Annotated in this window: 13 protein-coding genes and 1 tRNA gene; 7 read left to right on the top strand and 7 right to left on the bottom strand. The window is 71.1% G+C overall.

The window, feature by feature from the left end; all coding sequences use genetic code 11:
- Nucleotides 1-12: 12 nt before the first annotated feature.
- The 5 genes from KNO15_RS01950 to KNO15_RS01930 all read left to right on the top strand — a co-directional run bounded on the left by KNO15_RS01950 (nucleotide 13) and on the right by KNO15_RS01930 (nucleotide 3,452).
- Nucleotides 13-978, top strand: a complete 966-nt coding sequence (locus tag KNO15_RS01950) for a DMT family transporter (protein ID WP_241701711.1) — start codon at nucleotides 13-15, stop codon at nucleotides 976-978.
- Nucleotides 979-1,067: 89 nt separating this feature from the next.
- Entirely contained in the window at nucleotides 1,068-2,321 is a 1,254-nt protein-coding gene (locus KNO15_RS01945; RefSeq protein WP_241701709.1) for a glycosyltransferase, read from the top strand.
- Between the two features lie 16 nt (nucleotides 2,322-2,337).
- Nucleotides 2,338-2,411, top strand: a tRNA-Ile gene (locus tag KNO15_RS01940).
- An 85-nt stretch (nucleotides 2,412-2,496) separates the two neighbouring features.
- On the top strand, nucleotides 2,497-2,757 hold the full coding sequence (locus tag KNO15_RS01935) for a hypothetical protein (RefSeq protein WP_241701707.1): 261 nt from the start codon (nucleotides 2,497-2,499) through the stop codon (nucleotides 2,755-2,757).
- Nucleotides 2,758-2,957: 200 nt separating this feature from the next.
- Nucleotides 2,958-3,452, top strand: coding sequence for a hypothetical protein (locus KNO15_RS01930; protein WP_241701705.1), 495 nt, complete (start codon nucleotides 2,958-2,960; stop codon nucleotides 3,450-3,452).
- A 17-nt stretch (nucleotides 3,453-3,469) separates the two neighbouring features.
- Here KNO15_RS01930 and KNO15_RS01925 read toward each other — a convergent pair whose 3' ends face one another.
- The 5 genes from KNO15_RS01925 to KNO15_RS01905 form a co-directional block, all read right to left on the bottom strand.
- The gene (locus KNO15_RS01925; RefSeq protein ID WP_241701703.1) at nucleotides 3,470-4,801 is read right to left on the bottom strand and encodes a M1 family metallopeptidase; all 1,332 of its coding nucleotides are present in this window, start codon (nucleotides 4,799-4,801) and stop codon (nucleotides 3,470-3,472) included.
- A complete protein-coding gene (locus KNO15_RS01920; protein ID WP_241701701.1) occupies nucleotides 4,798-8,772 on the bottom strand; it encodes a Pls/PosA family non-ribosomal peptide synthetase in 3,975 nt (1,324 codons plus the stop codon). Before KNO15_RS01920 ends, KNO15_RS01925 begins: the two co-directional genes overlap by 4 nt.
- A 63-nt stretch (nucleotides 8,773-8,835) precedes the next feature.
- Nucleotides 8,836-9,225 (bottom strand): hypothetical protein, encoded by a 390-nt coding sequence (locus KNO15_RS01915; protein ID WP_241701699.1) that lies wholly within the window; start codon nucleotides 9,223-9,225, stop codon nucleotides 8,836-8,838.
- Between the two features lie 61 nt (nucleotides 9,226-9,286).
- Entirely contained in the window at nucleotides 9,287-9,763 is a 477-nt protein-coding gene (locus KNO15_RS01910; RefSeq protein WP_241701697.1) for an NUDIX domain-containing protein, read from the bottom strand.
- Nucleotides 9,763-10,473, bottom strand: coding sequence for a potassium channel family protein (locus KNO15_RS01905; RefSeq protein WP_241701696.1), 711 nt, complete (start codon nucleotides 10,471-10,473; stop codon nucleotides 9,763-9,765). Before KNO15_RS01905 ends, KNO15_RS01910 begins: the two co-directional genes overlap by 1 nt.
- 61 nt (nucleotides 10,474-10,534) lie before the next feature.
- Between KNO15_RS01905 and KNO15_RS01900 the strand changes: the two genes are divergently transcribed.
- On the top strand, nucleotides 10,535-10,993 hold the full coding sequence (locus KNO15_RS01900; RefSeq protein WP_241701694.1) for an NUDIX domain-containing protein: 459 nt from the start codon (nucleotides 10,535-10,537) through the stop codon (nucleotides 10,991-10,993).
- A 30-nt stretch (nucleotides 10,994-11,023) separates the two neighbouring features.
- On the opposite strand, the gene KNO15_RS01895 is transcribed toward KNO15_RS01900, so the two are convergent.
- Entirely contained in the window at nucleotides 11,024-11,359 is a 336-nt protein-coding gene (locus KNO15_RS01895) for a hypothetical protein (RefSeq protein WP_241701692.1), read from the bottom strand.
- Nucleotides 11,360-11,439: 80 nt separating this feature from the next.
- A complete protein-coding gene (locus tag KNO15_RS01890) occupies nucleotides 11,440-13,707 on the bottom strand; it encodes a M60 family metallopeptidase (RefSeq protein WP_241701691.1) in 2,268 nt (755 codons plus the stop codon).
- Nucleotides 13,708-13,803: 96 nt separating this feature from the next.
- Between KNO15_RS01890 and KNO15_RS01885 the strand changes: the two genes are divergently transcribed.
- The gene (locus KNO15_RS01885; RefSeq protein WP_241701689.1) at nucleotides 13,804-15,492 is read left to right on the top strand and encodes a bifunctional 3'-5' exonuclease/DNA polymerase; all 1,689 of its coding nucleotides are present in this window, start codon (nucleotides 13,804-13,806) and stop codon (nucleotides 15,490-15,492) included.
- The last annotated feature ends 21 nt before the right edge of the window (nucleotides 15,493-15,513 follow it).

Genomic DNA, 15,513 nt, shown 5'->3' with positions numbered 1-15,513 from the left:
TAGGGTCGTGGCGTGGGTACGGAACTGATGGATGCGCTCGAGCTGGCCTATCAGCCCAGTCAGCTCCTGGGCATCCCGGTCGCACTCGTCGGTGCCGTGTTCCTGTCGATCGGTGCGCAGCTGCAGCACCACGGCGTCGCGAAGGTCGAAGCGCAGACTCAGGACGCGAAAGACGGACTGAATCTGCGCCAGCTCGGTCTGCTGCTCGCCCGGCCCTCCTGGGTCATCGGCACGCTGCTGCTCGGCCTGGCCATCGTCTTCCAACTCGTCAGCCTCAAACTGTCGCCGATCATCCTGGTGCAGCCCCTCGGTGTGGTCGGGCTCGTGATCACCAGCGTTCTCAACGCCCGGGTGAGCGGCGTCAGACTCAATCGGCAGTCGGTGATCGCCGTCTGCCTGTGCGTGGGCGGCGTCGGCGCGTTCGTGGTGATCGCGGCCATCTTCGCGCGCGACCAACCGGTGACGACGCAGGCGCTCGTCGTGATCCTGATCATCCTGGCGGTCGTGCTCATCATCTTCGGTCTGGCGTTCTGGTTCCTCAGGCACAAGTTCAAGGCGATCATCTACATCGTCGGCGCCGGCGTGCTCTACGGCTTCGTCGCGACGCTCGCCAAGGTCGCCATCGACCGCATCTCCAACCAGGAGTGGGACTGGCTCCTGGTGCTGTGCATCATCGCTCTGCTCGCGGCAGCGATCCTCGGCGCGTACTTCGTGCAGAACGCCTACTCGTCCGGGCCTCCCGACCTCGTCATCGCCGGTCTCACCGTGATCGACCCGCTCGTCGCGGTGACCATCGGCATCGTGGTGCTCAACGAGGCGGCGGGCGCGCCGTGGTGGGCGATGGCGGGCTTCGCGATCACCGGGGCGGTCGCCATTCTCGGCGTCTTCCAGCTGGCGAAGCACCACCCGCAGTCGCACGTCGACTCGCCGCTCACCGAGCAGCTTGCGGACTCCGTCCGGGAATCCGGCCTAGACTAAGCCGATGAATCGCCGGTCCGACCCGTCCGGCGCACTCAGACCGTCGCCGGGGCGATCATCCCGGCCAACGACCGTGAGGGACTCACCACGTGCCTGATACGAGCGGAACGCACAACATCCCGCCCGCCCCGGCCGACCACAGGCCGATGACCATCCTCATGGGCTGCGACACGTTCCCGCCCGACGTGAACGGCGCGGCCCGGTTCGCCGAGCGCCTCGCCGCCGGCCTCGTCGAGCGCGGCCACGACCTGCACATCATCGCGCCCGCCGCGAGCCGTCGCCACGGCACCTGGATCGAGGAGCACGAGGGCCAGAAGATGACGGCCCACCGCCTGCGCAGCTGGCGGTGGTACCCGCACGACTGGCTGCGGTTCGCCCTCCCGTGGATGAGCAAGGCGAACGCGCGACGCGTGCTCGACGAGGTGAAGCCGGATGTCGTGCACTTCCAGTCGCACATCGTCGTGGGTCGCGGCCTGGCGTACGAAGCGCAGAAGCGCGGTATCCGCATCATCGCGACGAATCACGTGATGCCGGAGAACATCATCGAGTTCACGCGCCTGCCGAGGTTCCTGCACCGCACGTTCGTGCGAATCGCGTGGCGGGACGCCCGCAAGAGCTTCGACCGCGCAGAGGCGATCACGACGCCGACGCGTCGCGCAGCGGAGTTCCTGGAGACGGCCACCGGCCTGCGCAACGTGCACGCGATCTCGTGCGGGATCGACGCGCACAACTACACGCCAGACTTCACGCCGCGCAGCGGCAATCACATCCTGTTCGTCGGCCGGGTCACCGGCGAGAAGCAGATCGACGTGCTGCTCAATGCGGTCAAGCTGCTGCCGACGGAGCTGGACGCGAAGCTCGACATCGTCGGCGGCGGCGACCAGTTCAAGAACCTGCAGACCCTGGCCGAGACCCTCGGCATCGCCGACCGGGTGAACTTCCTCGGCTACGTGACCGACGAGGAGCTGCGCCAGGCGTACACACGGGCGACCGTGTTCGCGATGCCGTCGATCGCCGAGCTCCAGTCGATCGCGACGATGGAGGCCATGGCATCCGCCCTCCCCGTGGTGGCAGCCGACGCGATGGCGCTGCCGCACCTGGTGCACGACGGCGAGAACGGCCACCTGTTCCGGCCCGGAGACGCTCAAGACCTGGCCGACAAGCTCGAGAGCGTGCTCACCCTCCCGCAGGAGGAGCTCGACGTCCTCAAGAACGCGTCGCTGCGCATCGTCGCGACGCACGACATCCAGACCACGATCAGCACGTTCGAGAGCCTGTATCGTGGAGAGCCGGTGGCCGACCCGGAGACGGCGGCGGCCCCCGGCGTGCCCACCCCGGAGTGATCAGGGGAGAGCGCACGGGGCGATAGCTCAGCCGGTTAGAGCTGCGGACTCATAATCCGTTGGTCGCGGGTTCAAGTCCCGCTCGCCCTACAAGGCCCTCTGCTTTCGCGGCGAGGCCTGGAACCGAGTGTGCGTCGAGGTTGAGGCGTGCCGTCCGACCGGGGGGAGCGGAGAAGTGAGCGGAGTTCGCGAGGAGACCGTGCGCGGCGCGGATCGACCCTGGTGGGTCATCGCCGGTTCGCTCCGCCGGGCCAGGACCAACGCGATCCTCTACGGCGTGCTGTCAGTGATGTTCGGCGTCGTCGCACTGATCAGCCCGCTCTTCGGAGGGACGCGAGGGCCCTGGCCGATCGTTCTCTGCGTGGGCTGGGCCGTCCTGGCAGCCTGGGCCGGGGCCGGAGTCTGGTACTACGTGCGGCTGCGGGGCCGCAGATAGCCGTCACTGCGATGTCGACTTCGCGGATGCGGCGTCGAGTCGATGCTGAGGAGTCCGCCAGCGTGAGCGACAACGTCTGTGCGCCGCATCCACGGCCGGCGCCGCGTGCTTCGCGCCGCTGACGGTTCCCCGCACTGCACCTCCGGGCCCCGAGCGCAAGGCCCTGCCGGGATGCCCTCGACGGCGTACGGTGCCCGGACATGAACACAATCGGATGGATCGTCCTGATCGTCGTGATCGTGGTGGTCGTCATCGCGATCATCATCGTCGCCGCCACGGTGGGGCGGCGACGCAAGCAGGAGGCCGACCGGCGACGCGCCGCCGACCTGCGAGAGGACGCGGCGCGGGCCGAGCTGGCCGCGCGCGAACGGGAGGCGAACTCCGCCCGCGCCGCAGCGGATGCGAAGCAGGCCGAAGTCGACGCCGAGCGGCTGCGGCGGGAGGCCGACGAGCGCGAGCGCGCCGCCGCCGAGGCACGGGCAGAGCAGGAGCACAAGCTCGCGCGCGCCGACCGCGTGGACCCGGATGTCGAGACGGATCGCCACGGCAACCGCGTGGAGACCGGTGCGACGCCGGACCACGCAAACGGGCTCCCGCCCCGCCGTGCCGACGCGCCGGCCGAGCCCTCGCACGCTGCGCCGCGTATCGACGGCATCACGGGTGAGGAGCGGCGACCGGAGGACCGTCAGGTGTGAGCTGAACGCTCGCCTCCCTACAACCCCAACGCCGGCAACCGCGTCTCTCGCAGCCAGGCGTCGAAGAACGTCTCGAGCGGCTCGTTCGAATACCCCGCCGCGAACGCCTCGAAGTCTGCCGACGACGCCGTCCCGTAGCGACGCGCGGCCGACCAGCCGCGCAGCAGCGCGAAGAACCGGTCGTCTCCCAGCCGGCGGCGCAGCGCGTGCAGGAGGCAGGCTCCGCGCTTGTAGACGCGGTCGTCGAACATGTGGTCGACGCCGGGGTCGGCGAGCACCAGGTCTTTCGGCTTGAGGCGCAGGCCGGCGTGGTGGGTGCGCGCGAGCGTGTTCGCCGTCGCGCCGCCCGAGAACTCGGACCAGATCCACTCGGCGTAGCAGGCGAAGCCCTCGTTCAGCCAGATGTCGGTCCACGAGGCCACGCCCACACTGTTGCCGAACCACTGGTGGGCGAGCTCGTGCGCGATCAGGCGCTCCGAGCCTCCACGGCCGTCGACGTGGGAGGCGCCGAACGTCGCCATGCCCTGCGACTCGAGGGGGATCTCCAGCGGGTCCTCGGTGACGACGACGGTGTACGACGGGAACGGGTAGGGGCCGAAGCGCTCCTGGAAGCACTCGATCATCCGGCCGACCGGCGCGAAGTCCGCCAGCACGCGTCGCGCCAGCGCGGGCGGGTAGGCGATCACCCACTCGACACCGTCACTGCGGCGCGGCTCCAGCACATAGCGGCCGATCTGCACCGCGGCGAGGTAGGTCGCGGTCGGTTCGGTGCGCTCGAACGTCCAGGTGCCGCGTCCTCCGCTGACGGTGTGCTCCACGAGCTCGCCGGTCGCGAGCACCGTGTACGGCTGCTCGGTCGTGATCGTGATGCGGTAGGCGGCCTTGTCGGAGGGCCGGTCGTTGCACGGGAACCACGTGGGCGCGCCCGACGGCTGAGATGCGACGATGACGCCGTCGCTCAGTTCCTCCCAGCCCAGGGTGCCCCAGCGGGTGCGCCGCGGGACGGGGGAGCCGTCGTAGGCGATCTCGACCGTGAACTCGCCCCCGGCCGGGATGGGCCTGGCCGGCTTCACCCGCACGTGCGTGGGCGACTGCGTGAACCGGGTGCGCTTGTCGCCGTCGAGCCGGACGCGCTTGGCGCGCAGGTGCACCAGGTCGAGCGAGATGGCCGAGAGCGCGACGTTGGCCCGACCCCGGATCACGGCGGTGGCGTCGAGCCGGTTGGTGGCGACCTTGTACCCGAGGTCGAGATCGTAGGAGATCACGGAGAAGTCGTCCGTGCCAGAGCGCGGAAGGTAGGCGTGCGACGCGGTGGGAGCGGCGTCTGCGCTGGTGGGAGCCGTTGTCATCGCACCGCACGGTACTCGCGCACCGTCACGTCTCGCCACGGACCGATCGGGTTGCCGCTCCAGCGGCTCCGGTCGGGAACGGTCTCGCCTCGCATCACCAGGGATGCCGGTCCGACGGTCGCATCGGCGCCGATCGCTGCGGCGGGGAGGATGACGCTGTGCGGCCCCAGTGTCCCGCCGCGCTCGATGATCACCTCGTCCATGCTCATGATTCGATCATGGAACAGGTGCGTCTGCACGACGCAGCCCCGGTTGACCGTGGATGCGTCGCCCAGCTCGACCAGATCGGCTTCCGGCAGCCAGTAGCTGTCGATCCACACACCGCTGCCGATGCGGGCGCCGAGACTGCGCAGCCACCACACCAGGGCGGGGGTACCGGCCGCCGACCAGGCGAACCAGGGGGCTGCCACCATCTCGGTGAAGGTGTCCGAGACCTCGCTGCGCCAGATGAACGACGACCAGAGCGGATGCTCGCCCGGCTTCAGTCTGCCGAGCAGGATCCACTTGGCCGCGGTGCTGACCGTCGCCGCCACCGCGCCCGCGGCGAGGAGGACCGGCCCGCTCAGCACGATCGCCCAGACGACTCCCAGGCTCTCCGAGAGCGCCCCCAGCACCAGGAGAACCGCCAGCCCGATCGCACACGTGACGAACACCGGGACGATGCGCAGCAGCTCCCACGCCGTGCGAGCGACGCGCAAGGCGGCGGGCGGCTCGAACGTGCGCGAGAGGTCGGCGTCCTGAGCGCGCCTGCGCAGCTTCACCGGCGGCGAACCGAGCCAGGACGACCCGGCCTTCGCCTTGCGGGGTGCCACCGAAAGCACGGCGACCAGCCCGTCGCGCGGCACCCTGTTGCCGCCTCCTGCCATGCCGGAGTTGCCGAGGAAGGCCCTGGTGCCGATCTCGGCCTCCGCCACCCGGACGTAGCCGCCGCCGAGCTCGTACGACGCCACGAGCGTGTCGTCGGCCAGGAACGCGCCGTCACGGATCTTGGTCATCGCCGGCAGCAGCAGCACAGTGGAGGCCTCGACGTCACGGCCGACACGGGCGCCGAGCATCCGCAGCCAGATAGGGGTGAACAGGCTCGAGTACAGCGGGAACAGAACGGTGCGCGCCATGTCGAGCAGGCGCTCCGTCGACCAGACCTGCCAGCCGGTCCTGCTGCGCACCGGGTACACACCCTCGTGGATGCCGAGGCCGAGGAGTCGGACCAGCACCACGACGAGTCCGGCCAGAACGATGCCGGAGGCGAGCGTGGCGGGCACGACGGCAGCCAGCGCTCCCGGAACGGCGTCGGACAGGTGGGCCGCGCCGCGCGTGAAGGCCGCCACCACCAGACCGCCGATCGCCAGGGCGACCACCGGCACGAGGGAGACGACCAAGGACGCCGCGGCGTAGGCGGCGACCCAGCGCGTGCGGCGCTGCGGCCGCGCTGCGGGCCACCAGTCGCGCGCCTTGCCGACCCGCACGGCGGGCGATCCGGCCCAGTTCTGTCCTGCGGGAACCCGGCCGAAGACCGCCGAGCCCGGTGCGACGGTCGCGTCGCGACCGATCTTCGCCCCCGGCATCAGCGAGCTGCGAGCGCCGACAGAGCTGCCTGCGCCGATCCGGATCTCGCCGATGCGTACCAGGTCGCCGTCGATCCAGTACCCGGACAGGTCGACCTCCGGCTCGATGGAGGCGCCGGCGCCGATGCGCAGCATCCCGGTGACGGGTGGCAGTGCGTGCAGGTCGACCCCGCGGTCGACGGTCGCTCCGAGCGCGCGGGCGTAGTAGCTGATCCACGGCGCACCGGCCAGGCTCGCCGCACCGATCTGGTGGGCGACCTGTTCGGCGAGCCACAGGCGCAGGTGCACGCCGCCGCCGCGCGGGTAGTCGCCTGCTTTCACGCCGATCAGGAGGAGGCGCGCGGCGGCCACGGCGATCGCCATCCGCCCCCACGGCGTGACGAAGACGAGCAGCCCGACGATGAGCCAGACCGCGTTCACCGCGGGCAGGAAGTCGAAACCGCCGAACGGCCGGAGCACCGCGGCGGCGGTCAGCAGGTAGAGCAGCCAGCGGATCCCGTTGAGGATGAAGAGCGGGACGCCGAGCAGCGTCTGCAGCACCTGCATCCGTCGCGGGGTCGGCGGCACGACGTGCGTGGAGGCGGCGGATGCCGATGGCGAGCTCTCGGCCAGAGCAGCGGCGAGCGCTCCGAAACGGGGGTGCGCGTAGATGTCGGCGACCGTGATGTCGGGGTGGCGTCTGCGTACCAGGGAGACCAGCTGGGCCGCGGCCAAGGATCCTCCGCCGAGGTCGAAGAAGTTGTCGTCGAGCCCGCCCACCGGCAGGCCGAGGACGCTCTTCCAGTCGACGGCGAGCGCTTCGGAGACCGGGTCGAGGTCGGGGGTGTCGTCGGCGTCGGCGTCGAGCGGCCACGGCAGCGCCGCCCTGTCGACCTTGCCGGAGGTTCGCACGGGGAGGTCGTCGACGACGGCCAACAGCGGCACCAGCGCGGCGGGCAGCTCGGCGCGCAGCTCCTCGAGTGCGGCGCGGCGGTCGAAGAGCGAACGCTCCGGCACGGCGAGGTAGCCGACCAGCACGTCGTTGCCCGCTGCGGTCTTGCGCACGGCCGCGGCCGCACCGGAGACGCCGGGCAACTGCTGCAGTGCGGCCTCCACCTCGCCGAGCTCGATGCGCCGGCCGCCGACCTTCACCTGGTCGTCGGCGCGGCCGAGGTAGAAGAGCCCTGCCGGGTCGAACCGCACGAGGTCACCGCTGCGATACGCGCGCTCCCAGCCGAGCGAGGGCAACGGCGCGTACTTCTCGGCGTCCTTCGCCGGGTCGAGGTAGCGGGCGAGGCCGACACCGCCGATGATGAGCTCCCCGCTCTCGCCGTCGGCGACCGGTAAGCCGTCCTGCCCGACGACGGCGAGGTCCCAGCCGTCGAGCGGAAGGCCGATCCGCACGGGCTCGCCGGCCGTGAGCAGGCTCGCGCAGGCCACGACGGTCGCCTCGGTGGGGCCGTAGGTGTTCCAGACCTCTCTGCCCTCCACGGCGAGCCGGTTGACCAGTTCGGGCGGACACGCCTCACCGCCGAAGATCAGCAGCCGGACCGTGTCGAGCGCGTCGGTCGGCCAGAGGGCGGCGAGCGTGGGGACCGTCGACACGACCGAGATCCGGCGGGCGGCGAGCCACGGGCCGAGGTCCATGCCGGTGCGCACGAGCGAGCGGGGCGCCGGCACCAGGCACGCGCCGTGGCCCCAGGCGAGCCACATCTCCTCGCAGGAGGCGTCGAAAGCGACCGAGAGCCCGGCCAGCACGCGATCGCCCGGTCCGATGGGTTCTTCCTGCAGGAACAGGCGCGCCTCTGCGTCGACGAAGGCGGCCGCGGACCGGTGACGCACGGCGACGCCCTTGGGCGTCCCCGTCGAGCCGGACGTGAAGATGATCCAGGCGTCGTCCTCCGGCGTCGGAGGCTCGATCAGCGGCAGGCTCGACGTGCTCGGGTGCGGATCGCCCGCCTGCACGGCGTGCGGCACGGCGGGCGGCCCGTCCGCGACCACCGCGTCGACGGGCACCGCGTCGGCCGAGGCGGCGGGGAGATAGCCGTCGTCGGTGATGACGCCCCGCACGCCGGCCTCGCCGAAGACCAGGTCGGCGCGCTCCTGCGGGTCGTCCGCGTCGACGGGCACGTAGGCGGCGCCCGCGGCGAGCACGCCGAGGATCGCGAGGTAGAGCTCGCGGCTGCCGGAGGTCATCCGCACGCCGACCCGGTCGCCGCGGCGCACGCCCGCCTCGTGCAAGCGCGCAGCGGTCGCGACGACGCGCGCGAGGAGTTCGCGATAGCTGAGCGCGCCCGTGGCGTCCTCGATCGCCGAGCCCTGAGGGTTGCGCACCGCCTGCTCGCGGAGGATGTCGATCAGGGTTCGCGGTGGGGGCGCCGCGGCCAGCGCCGAGAGGATCGCCGGCCGCGCGGAGGTGTCTGTCACGGCCGCAACCGTAGGAGCGGCCGGTTACCGGCCGGTGAACACGCCGTCGTCGGGTGTCACTCCCTACCCCTCGCCGAGAGCGTGCAGGAGCTGCGCCTTGTTCATCCGCGAGTAGCCCTGGATGCCCTGCGCCTTCGCCCGGTCGCGCAGATCGCGGAAGGTCGGGATGCCGGTGCTCGCGGCAGGCACGGAGGCCGCGGTGCGCGCCTTCTCCCTGGCGGTCTGCGCCTTCTGCTTGGCATCCTTCGCCGCCTGCTCCGCGGTCTTCCGCGCGCGCTGCACGGCCTTCTTCGCGTCCTTCGCAGCCTGTTCGAGCGCTGCGGCCAGGTCGTCCGCCTCTTTGCGGGTCTTCTTGTCGAGCTTCTTGACCAGGCGCTGGGCCTCGTCGACCGCGGCCCGCGCGGTGATCAGGGCCTTCTCGGCCTCTTTCTCAGCCTTCTTCTTCGTCGCCACCTGCTCCTCCTTCGTCCCGGCACGTGCAGCCAACGATACGTCCGAGCGGGGTCTCTGCGCGCTACCGATCTTGGATGTCATTCAGACGGCGCAGCAGCGCATCCAGAATGGGCCGCTGCCCTTTCGCCAGTTTCGTGCGGGCCGTCTCGATCGGGAACCAGCCGGCGGCGTCCACCTCGGGGAACTCCCGCACGATCCCCGAGCGTGGCGGCCACTCGAGCTCGAACGTGTTGCTGGCCAGCTCGATCGGCCCGAAGTCCGCCTCGGCCGCGAACACGACGAACGTCTTGGACGACGCCCGGAACTCGCCGAGTGCGACGTAGTCGGCGGCGGGGGAGGGCGTCCCCATCTCCTCGGCGAACTCGCGGCGGGCCGCGGCGAGCTCGTCGGTGTCGCCCTCCTCGACGATCCCCTTCGGTAGCGTCCAGGCGCCCTCGTCCTTGCGTGCCCAGAACGGGCCGCCCATGTGCGCGATCCAGACCTCGTGCCCGCCGTCGCCATCGCGGTGCAGGAGGACCGCGGCGCTGCGCTGGGCCATCAGGCGGACTTCTTCTCGAGGAGGGCCTTCAGCTCGGCGACCTGCGCGGAGAGATCGTGGATCTGACCGCGCGTCGCCGACCGGGTGTCGATCTCGGTCTGGGCGACGCGGTCGACGATCCAGGACGCGAGCGTCGCCGTCACGATGCCGAGCGTGGCGATCCCGCCGATCATGAGGCCGACGGCGACCAGCCTGCCGACGTCGGTGACCGGCGTGTAGTCGCCGTAGCCGACGGTGGAGATCGTCTCGAACGCCCACCAGACCGCCTGCGGGAAGGTCTCGATGTGGGCGTGCGGAGCGCCGCGCTCGGCGTCGAGAGCGGCGAGAGCCGCCGTGAAGACCAGCAGGCTGCCCGCTCCGGCGACGTACACCAGCACGCGCCCGCGGAAGGCGGTGCCCGCGCTCCGCTGCAGGATGGCCAGGATCGTGACCAGCCGCAGCAGCCGTAGCGGGCGCAGCATGGGCAGCACGACGATCGCGAGATCGAACAGGTGCGTGTAGAACCATCGCCACCGGTGCGGGGCGAGCACCAGGCACACGGCATAGTCGACCAGGAACACGCACCAGGTCGCCCAGATGACGGTTTCTGCGGCGAAGAGCTGCGGACCGTGGAGGTCGGCGATGACCTCCCAGGCGTAGGCGACGAGGAACACCGCGGCGGCGGCGGTGAGCGGCCACTCGGTGAGGTGGCGCCAACGTTCGAGTGTCATTGCAACACCCTAGGACCGCGGTGCGGCCGCAGCACCCCTGGCGGGCGGCTAACGTGGAGACGTGAACTCCGGCGACGCGTGGGTGGAAGGTCCGAACGGCGAACGGTTCTGGGGCCGCTTCGGCGCCGCGGGGCTGCTCGTGCACGATCTGCGTCGCGGCGTGCTGCTGCAGCATCGCGCGGACTGGAGCCACTTCGGGGGCACCTGGGGGCTTCCCGGGGGCGCCCGTCACGAGGGCGAGACCGCTGTGGAGGGTGCGCTGCGCGAAGCCGCTGAGGAGGCCGCGGTGCCCGCCGACGCCGTCGAAGTCCTGTTCACGAGTGTGCTCGACCTCGGGTTCTGGTCGTACACCACCGTCGTCGCTCAGGCGGTCAAGGCCTTCGAGCCGCACATGGCCGACGTCGAGAGCATCGAGCTGCGCTGGGTGGCCGTGCCGCACGTGACCGACCTGCCGCTGCATCCCGGTTTCGGCGCATCCTGGCCCGAGCTGCGGTCACGGTTGACGGCGCTGGCCGGCTGACGGACCGGCGCCGCCTGCTCGACGCGGCGCTCAGGAGGCGATGCGCGGCCAGAGCAGGGCGCTCGGCACGTCGTCGCAGTCCGACGGCAGACCCGAGTAGCTCCCGGCGCCCGGATACGGCGCCGCCCCGGGGTAGCCCGGCGCGCCCGGATATCCCGGATCGCCGCGGTACGGCCGGCCGACGTCGGCGAACAGCCGATCGCCGTGCACCGTGCCGAGGTACGTTCCGCCGGGTGTCACGACATCGCCGTCGTCCCAGGGGAACCAGCCGATCCAGTCGCCGTCGGGGTTGAAGAGGAAGCGCGCCCGCGGGTCCGTCCGGAACGCGATCCAGACGCCCTGGGAGTCGTGCAGGTATTCGGTCATCGCGAATCGCCTTTCGGGTCGGCATCGTCACGATATGAGCGTTGCTCACTATAGCGGATGCTGCGTCGATCGGCGCACTCTCACAGGGGGAGGAGACGTCCCGATTCGACGCGATACCGCTGGGAGATCGCCGTCGACGCGGATTGCGGAACGCCCTCATCCCAGCGCAGGAGTCGGCTCGGCTCACGGTGTTCGACCGCGACGATGTCACCGACGGAGACGCGGGTGCCCTCCAAGGCGGACGCGAAGCGATCGGCGTTCTCGTCACCGTTCGCCCGACCGCACGCGGCCTCTCCGCCATCCGCCGAGAAGACCGTCACGCCGAAGTACTGCTCTCCGGCGAAGTAGGAGTGGATCGAGGACCGCGAACCGGTGCTCCCTGCGCGGAGCCGGCCGGTGGACGGGTCGAGCGCGATCCACGCCGCCACATGGTCACTGATGCCCTGGAACTCGAACGACGTTCCGCGCAGCAGTTCCGCGGTCCCGAGCAGCGCATTCGGGATGCCGGCGCTGTTGCGCAGCAGGGCGGCGAATCGGGCCACCAGCGGCGAGCCGCCGACGCTGACGGGCGTCGCCTCCCGCACGACCGTTCTCGTCGGCAGTGTGTCCCGCAGGTCGGTCACGGTCAGACCGGGGACGTCCGACAGTCCGAGGACCGCGCGTGCCGTCGCCCCGGACAGGGACCCGGTCGGCACCGAGTACGAGACGACGCCGTCCACGTGCGGATCGGTCGTGCGGTCGACAGAGTCCCAGATCGCGGCCTCGACCTTCGGATACCGGGCGAAGGTCGCCGCAGTCTCGGCGTCGGCCGTCAGACCCCACTCGCCGAAGAACCGGGACAGATCCCGCCCGGCCACCCGCGACGACAGGCGCATGAAGGCCTGCTGCGGCTCCCCGAGGAGCGCCCCCGTCGCCCGGGCGACGCGGAGCTCCTGACTGAGCCGGGGGTAGAAGTCCTCGCCGAAGGCTCTGCGGAGCTGGTCGAACATCAGGACTTTGAGGAATTCGTCGGTGATGCCGTCGTAACCGCGACTCTCCTGCGGCGTGCTGCGGAACGCGGTGAGCATCGCGCGGTACCCGCTCGTGTCGAGGCGCGATTTCCAGCCGCCGGCCTCCTGGATCGCGAGAGCGGAGATGTTGACCGTGACCTCGCCCAGGCCGGGCCACGTGTAGAGAGGCGTCTGGTACGTGTGGCCGACCTCGTGCCAGAGCCCCCAGAGTCCGCTTCGGTCGAGGCGGAAGAGGTCGCCGCCCGCTCCGGTGTCGTTCTGGAAGGAGATGCGGAACCGGGTCGCACTCGCATACCCCACGCCCCTGTCCGGGTTCGCGATGTGGATGCGGTGCGCGTGCTTGTGGGCGACCCCTCCGTAGTCGGAGCGCAGGCCGTAGACGCGATTGGTCTCTGCGACCACGGTGTCCCAGTCTGCGACGACCTGCGGGACCCGGTCGGCGCAAGCGGCGACAGTGGCGTAGCGGAAGTCGCCGAACATGTGGTCGGCGATCAGCTCCACGAAGGGCGCACCGGACCGCCTGGTCAGCTGCTGGGTGAAGTCCGCCAGCGACGTCCTGCCGCCGATGAAGGTCGGCACGGCGGTGCCGCCCGTGACCCGCGCCGACTGTGGTGCCGCTCCCGTGTGGACCACGAAGACCATCCCGTCCCGGGGCGCCGGCACGGTAGCGCCCTCACCGGATCCCGGCACGACGTACACGCCGACGTCGACGCCACCGTTGTGGCCGGCGTGGACCCCCCAGAGACCCACCGCCAGCTCAGCGGCGCCGTACTCCGTCGTGAGCTGCAACGTCTCGCCCGCCCGCGCGTATCGGCCGGTCGGCTGGAGATCGCTGTGCGCGAACTGGCGATTCTCCAGCAGCCGGGCCTCCTCCGCTGGTGGCTGAACGCGAAGGACCAGCTGCGACACCGCATCCGTGACGACCAGCGCATCGGTGACCGAGACCGAGGCCTCCGCCGCCAGGTGGGGGCGGCCGACGACCGCCGCGGCGATCGTGCCGCTGTACGAGCCCACGATGTCGAACACGATCCGACCTGCGGCGTCGGTGGTGAAGACGCCGTCGCCGCCGCCGCCCACGAAGGCGAGTCGCCCGCCGAGCGTCACCTGGATGGCGACTCCGCTCATCATGTCAGCCTCGACATAGCTCAGCGTGACCGTGGCGGGCACGCCGTTGACGACCGACGCGGGGGCCCGGATGCTCAGCGCACCGACGGCGGACGCAGCGTACGCCGGGGATGACACCGTGGCGACGATCGCGGGAACGCTCCAGGCTCCTGCGGTCACGGCGGTCCTGCGACTGAACGGGGTGTCGAGGGCGCCTCGGCGGTTCGGCTTCATGACCACGTCCCCTCAATAATGCGTGTATTTAGTTCAGATTTTACATATGGGGCTGGAGAAGTGCTCCATGTCGGTGGCGGCGATGACAATGGAGCGATGCATATCGTCCTCGAACACTCCCGTCGCGGCGCCGTCGCCGCGACGCGTATCGAGGATGCGGGGGAGCCAGGCGAACCGCTCACGATGCCGGTGGGGGAGCTCGCAGCCTTCGTGAGCGCCGAGGAGTCCGCCCCGGGCGCCCGCCCGCGCTGGGTCTGGAGCGACACGCGCTCGTGGTACCCACCGCTTCTCGCGAGCGGAGTGACCGTGGAGCGCTGCCACGACCTGACCCTCGGCCACGCCATCCTGCGAGCGTCTACGCTGAGCGCGGCGACAGCCCTGGCGAAAGCCGCAGGCAGCGCGTGGGACCACCGGCCGGCGCTCGACGAGTCGGAGTCGGACGGTGAGCACACCACCCTCTTCGAGTTCGAGCCCCCGCCTGCGTCGGACCCGCCGTCGGCCCTGACCGAGTTCGCGCTGCAGCAGGATGCCGTGGCCGCGAGTGCTGAGCCCGCGCGACTCCGGCTGCTCCTGGCCGCGGAGTCGGCAGGCGCCCTGATCGCCGCCGAGATGCAGTACGCCGGCCTCCCGTACAGCGTCGAGCGGCACGACGAACTCCTGACTGCGGTGCTCGGCCCGCGACCTCGGTACGGCCGCCCCGAGATCATGGAGCAGCTGACGACGCAGCTCCGTGAACTCCTCAACGCCCCCTCGCTGAATCCGGACAGCCCGCCAGAGGTGCTCAAGGCCCTCCAGCGCGCCGGCCTGATGGTCACCTCCACGCGGTCGTGGGAGCTCCGGGAGCTCGAACACCCCGCCATCGCGCCACTGCTGCGCTACAAGAAGCTGTCCCGCCTCCACTCGGCGAACGGCTGGGCGTGGCTCGACACCTGGGTGGCCGACGGCCGGTTCCGGCCCGACTACATCCCCGGCGGGGTCGTCACGGGCCGGTGGGCCACCCGTGGCGGGGGCGCACTCCAGCTCCCGAAGGAGGTGCGGGGCGCGGTGGTCGCCGACCCCGGCTGGAAGCTGGTGGTGGCGGATGCCGCCCAACTCGAGCCGCGCATCCTCACCGGGCTCGCGGCCGACACCGCGATGGCCGCGGCGGGCCGCGGACGCGACCTGTACGCCGGAATCGTGGCGACCGGTGCCGTCGCCGAGCGCGCCCAGGCGAAAGTGGCGATGCTCGGCGCCATGTACGGCGCGACCACCGGCGACAGCGGGCGGCTCATGCCGCGACTCGCCCGCGCGTTTCCCCGCGCCGTCAGACTCGTGGAGGACGCCGCTCGCACGGGCGAGAACGGCGGCATCGTGACCTCCCGACTCGGGCGCAGCTCGCCGCCGCCCGGCCGGAGCTGGCACAGTGCGCAGGAGGCGGCTTCCGGGGCCGAGTCGACACCGGCCGAGGAGCGTCGTGCGCGCACACAGGCGCGCGACTGGGGCCGCTTCACCCGCAACTTCGTCGTGCAGGCGAGCGCGGCGGAGTGGGCGCTGTGCTGGATGGCGGAGCTGCGCAACCGACTCGCTGCGCTCGCACCGCCCGGAGCGCCGTTCACGGCAGGGCCGCACCTGGTGTACTTCCTGCACGACGAGGTCATCGTGCACACACCCACGGAGCGGGCCCACGCCGTCGCGGAGGCCGTCACCGCCTCGGCCGCCTCGGCAGGCCGACTGCTGTTCGGCGAATTCCCCGTCGACTTCCCGGTGACGGCGGCGATCGTCGACAGCTACGGCGAGGCGAAGTGAGCCGGGTCGGGCGCCCGCGCA

Source organism: Leifsonia shinshuensis (genome assembly GCF_022606355.1).
Taxonomy (GTDB): domain Bacteria; phylum Actinomycetota; class Actinomycetes; order Actinomycetales; family Microbacteriaceae; genus Leifsonia; species Leifsonia shinshuensis_B.
This window is presented reverse-complemented; position numbering and strand designations above follow the sequence as displayed.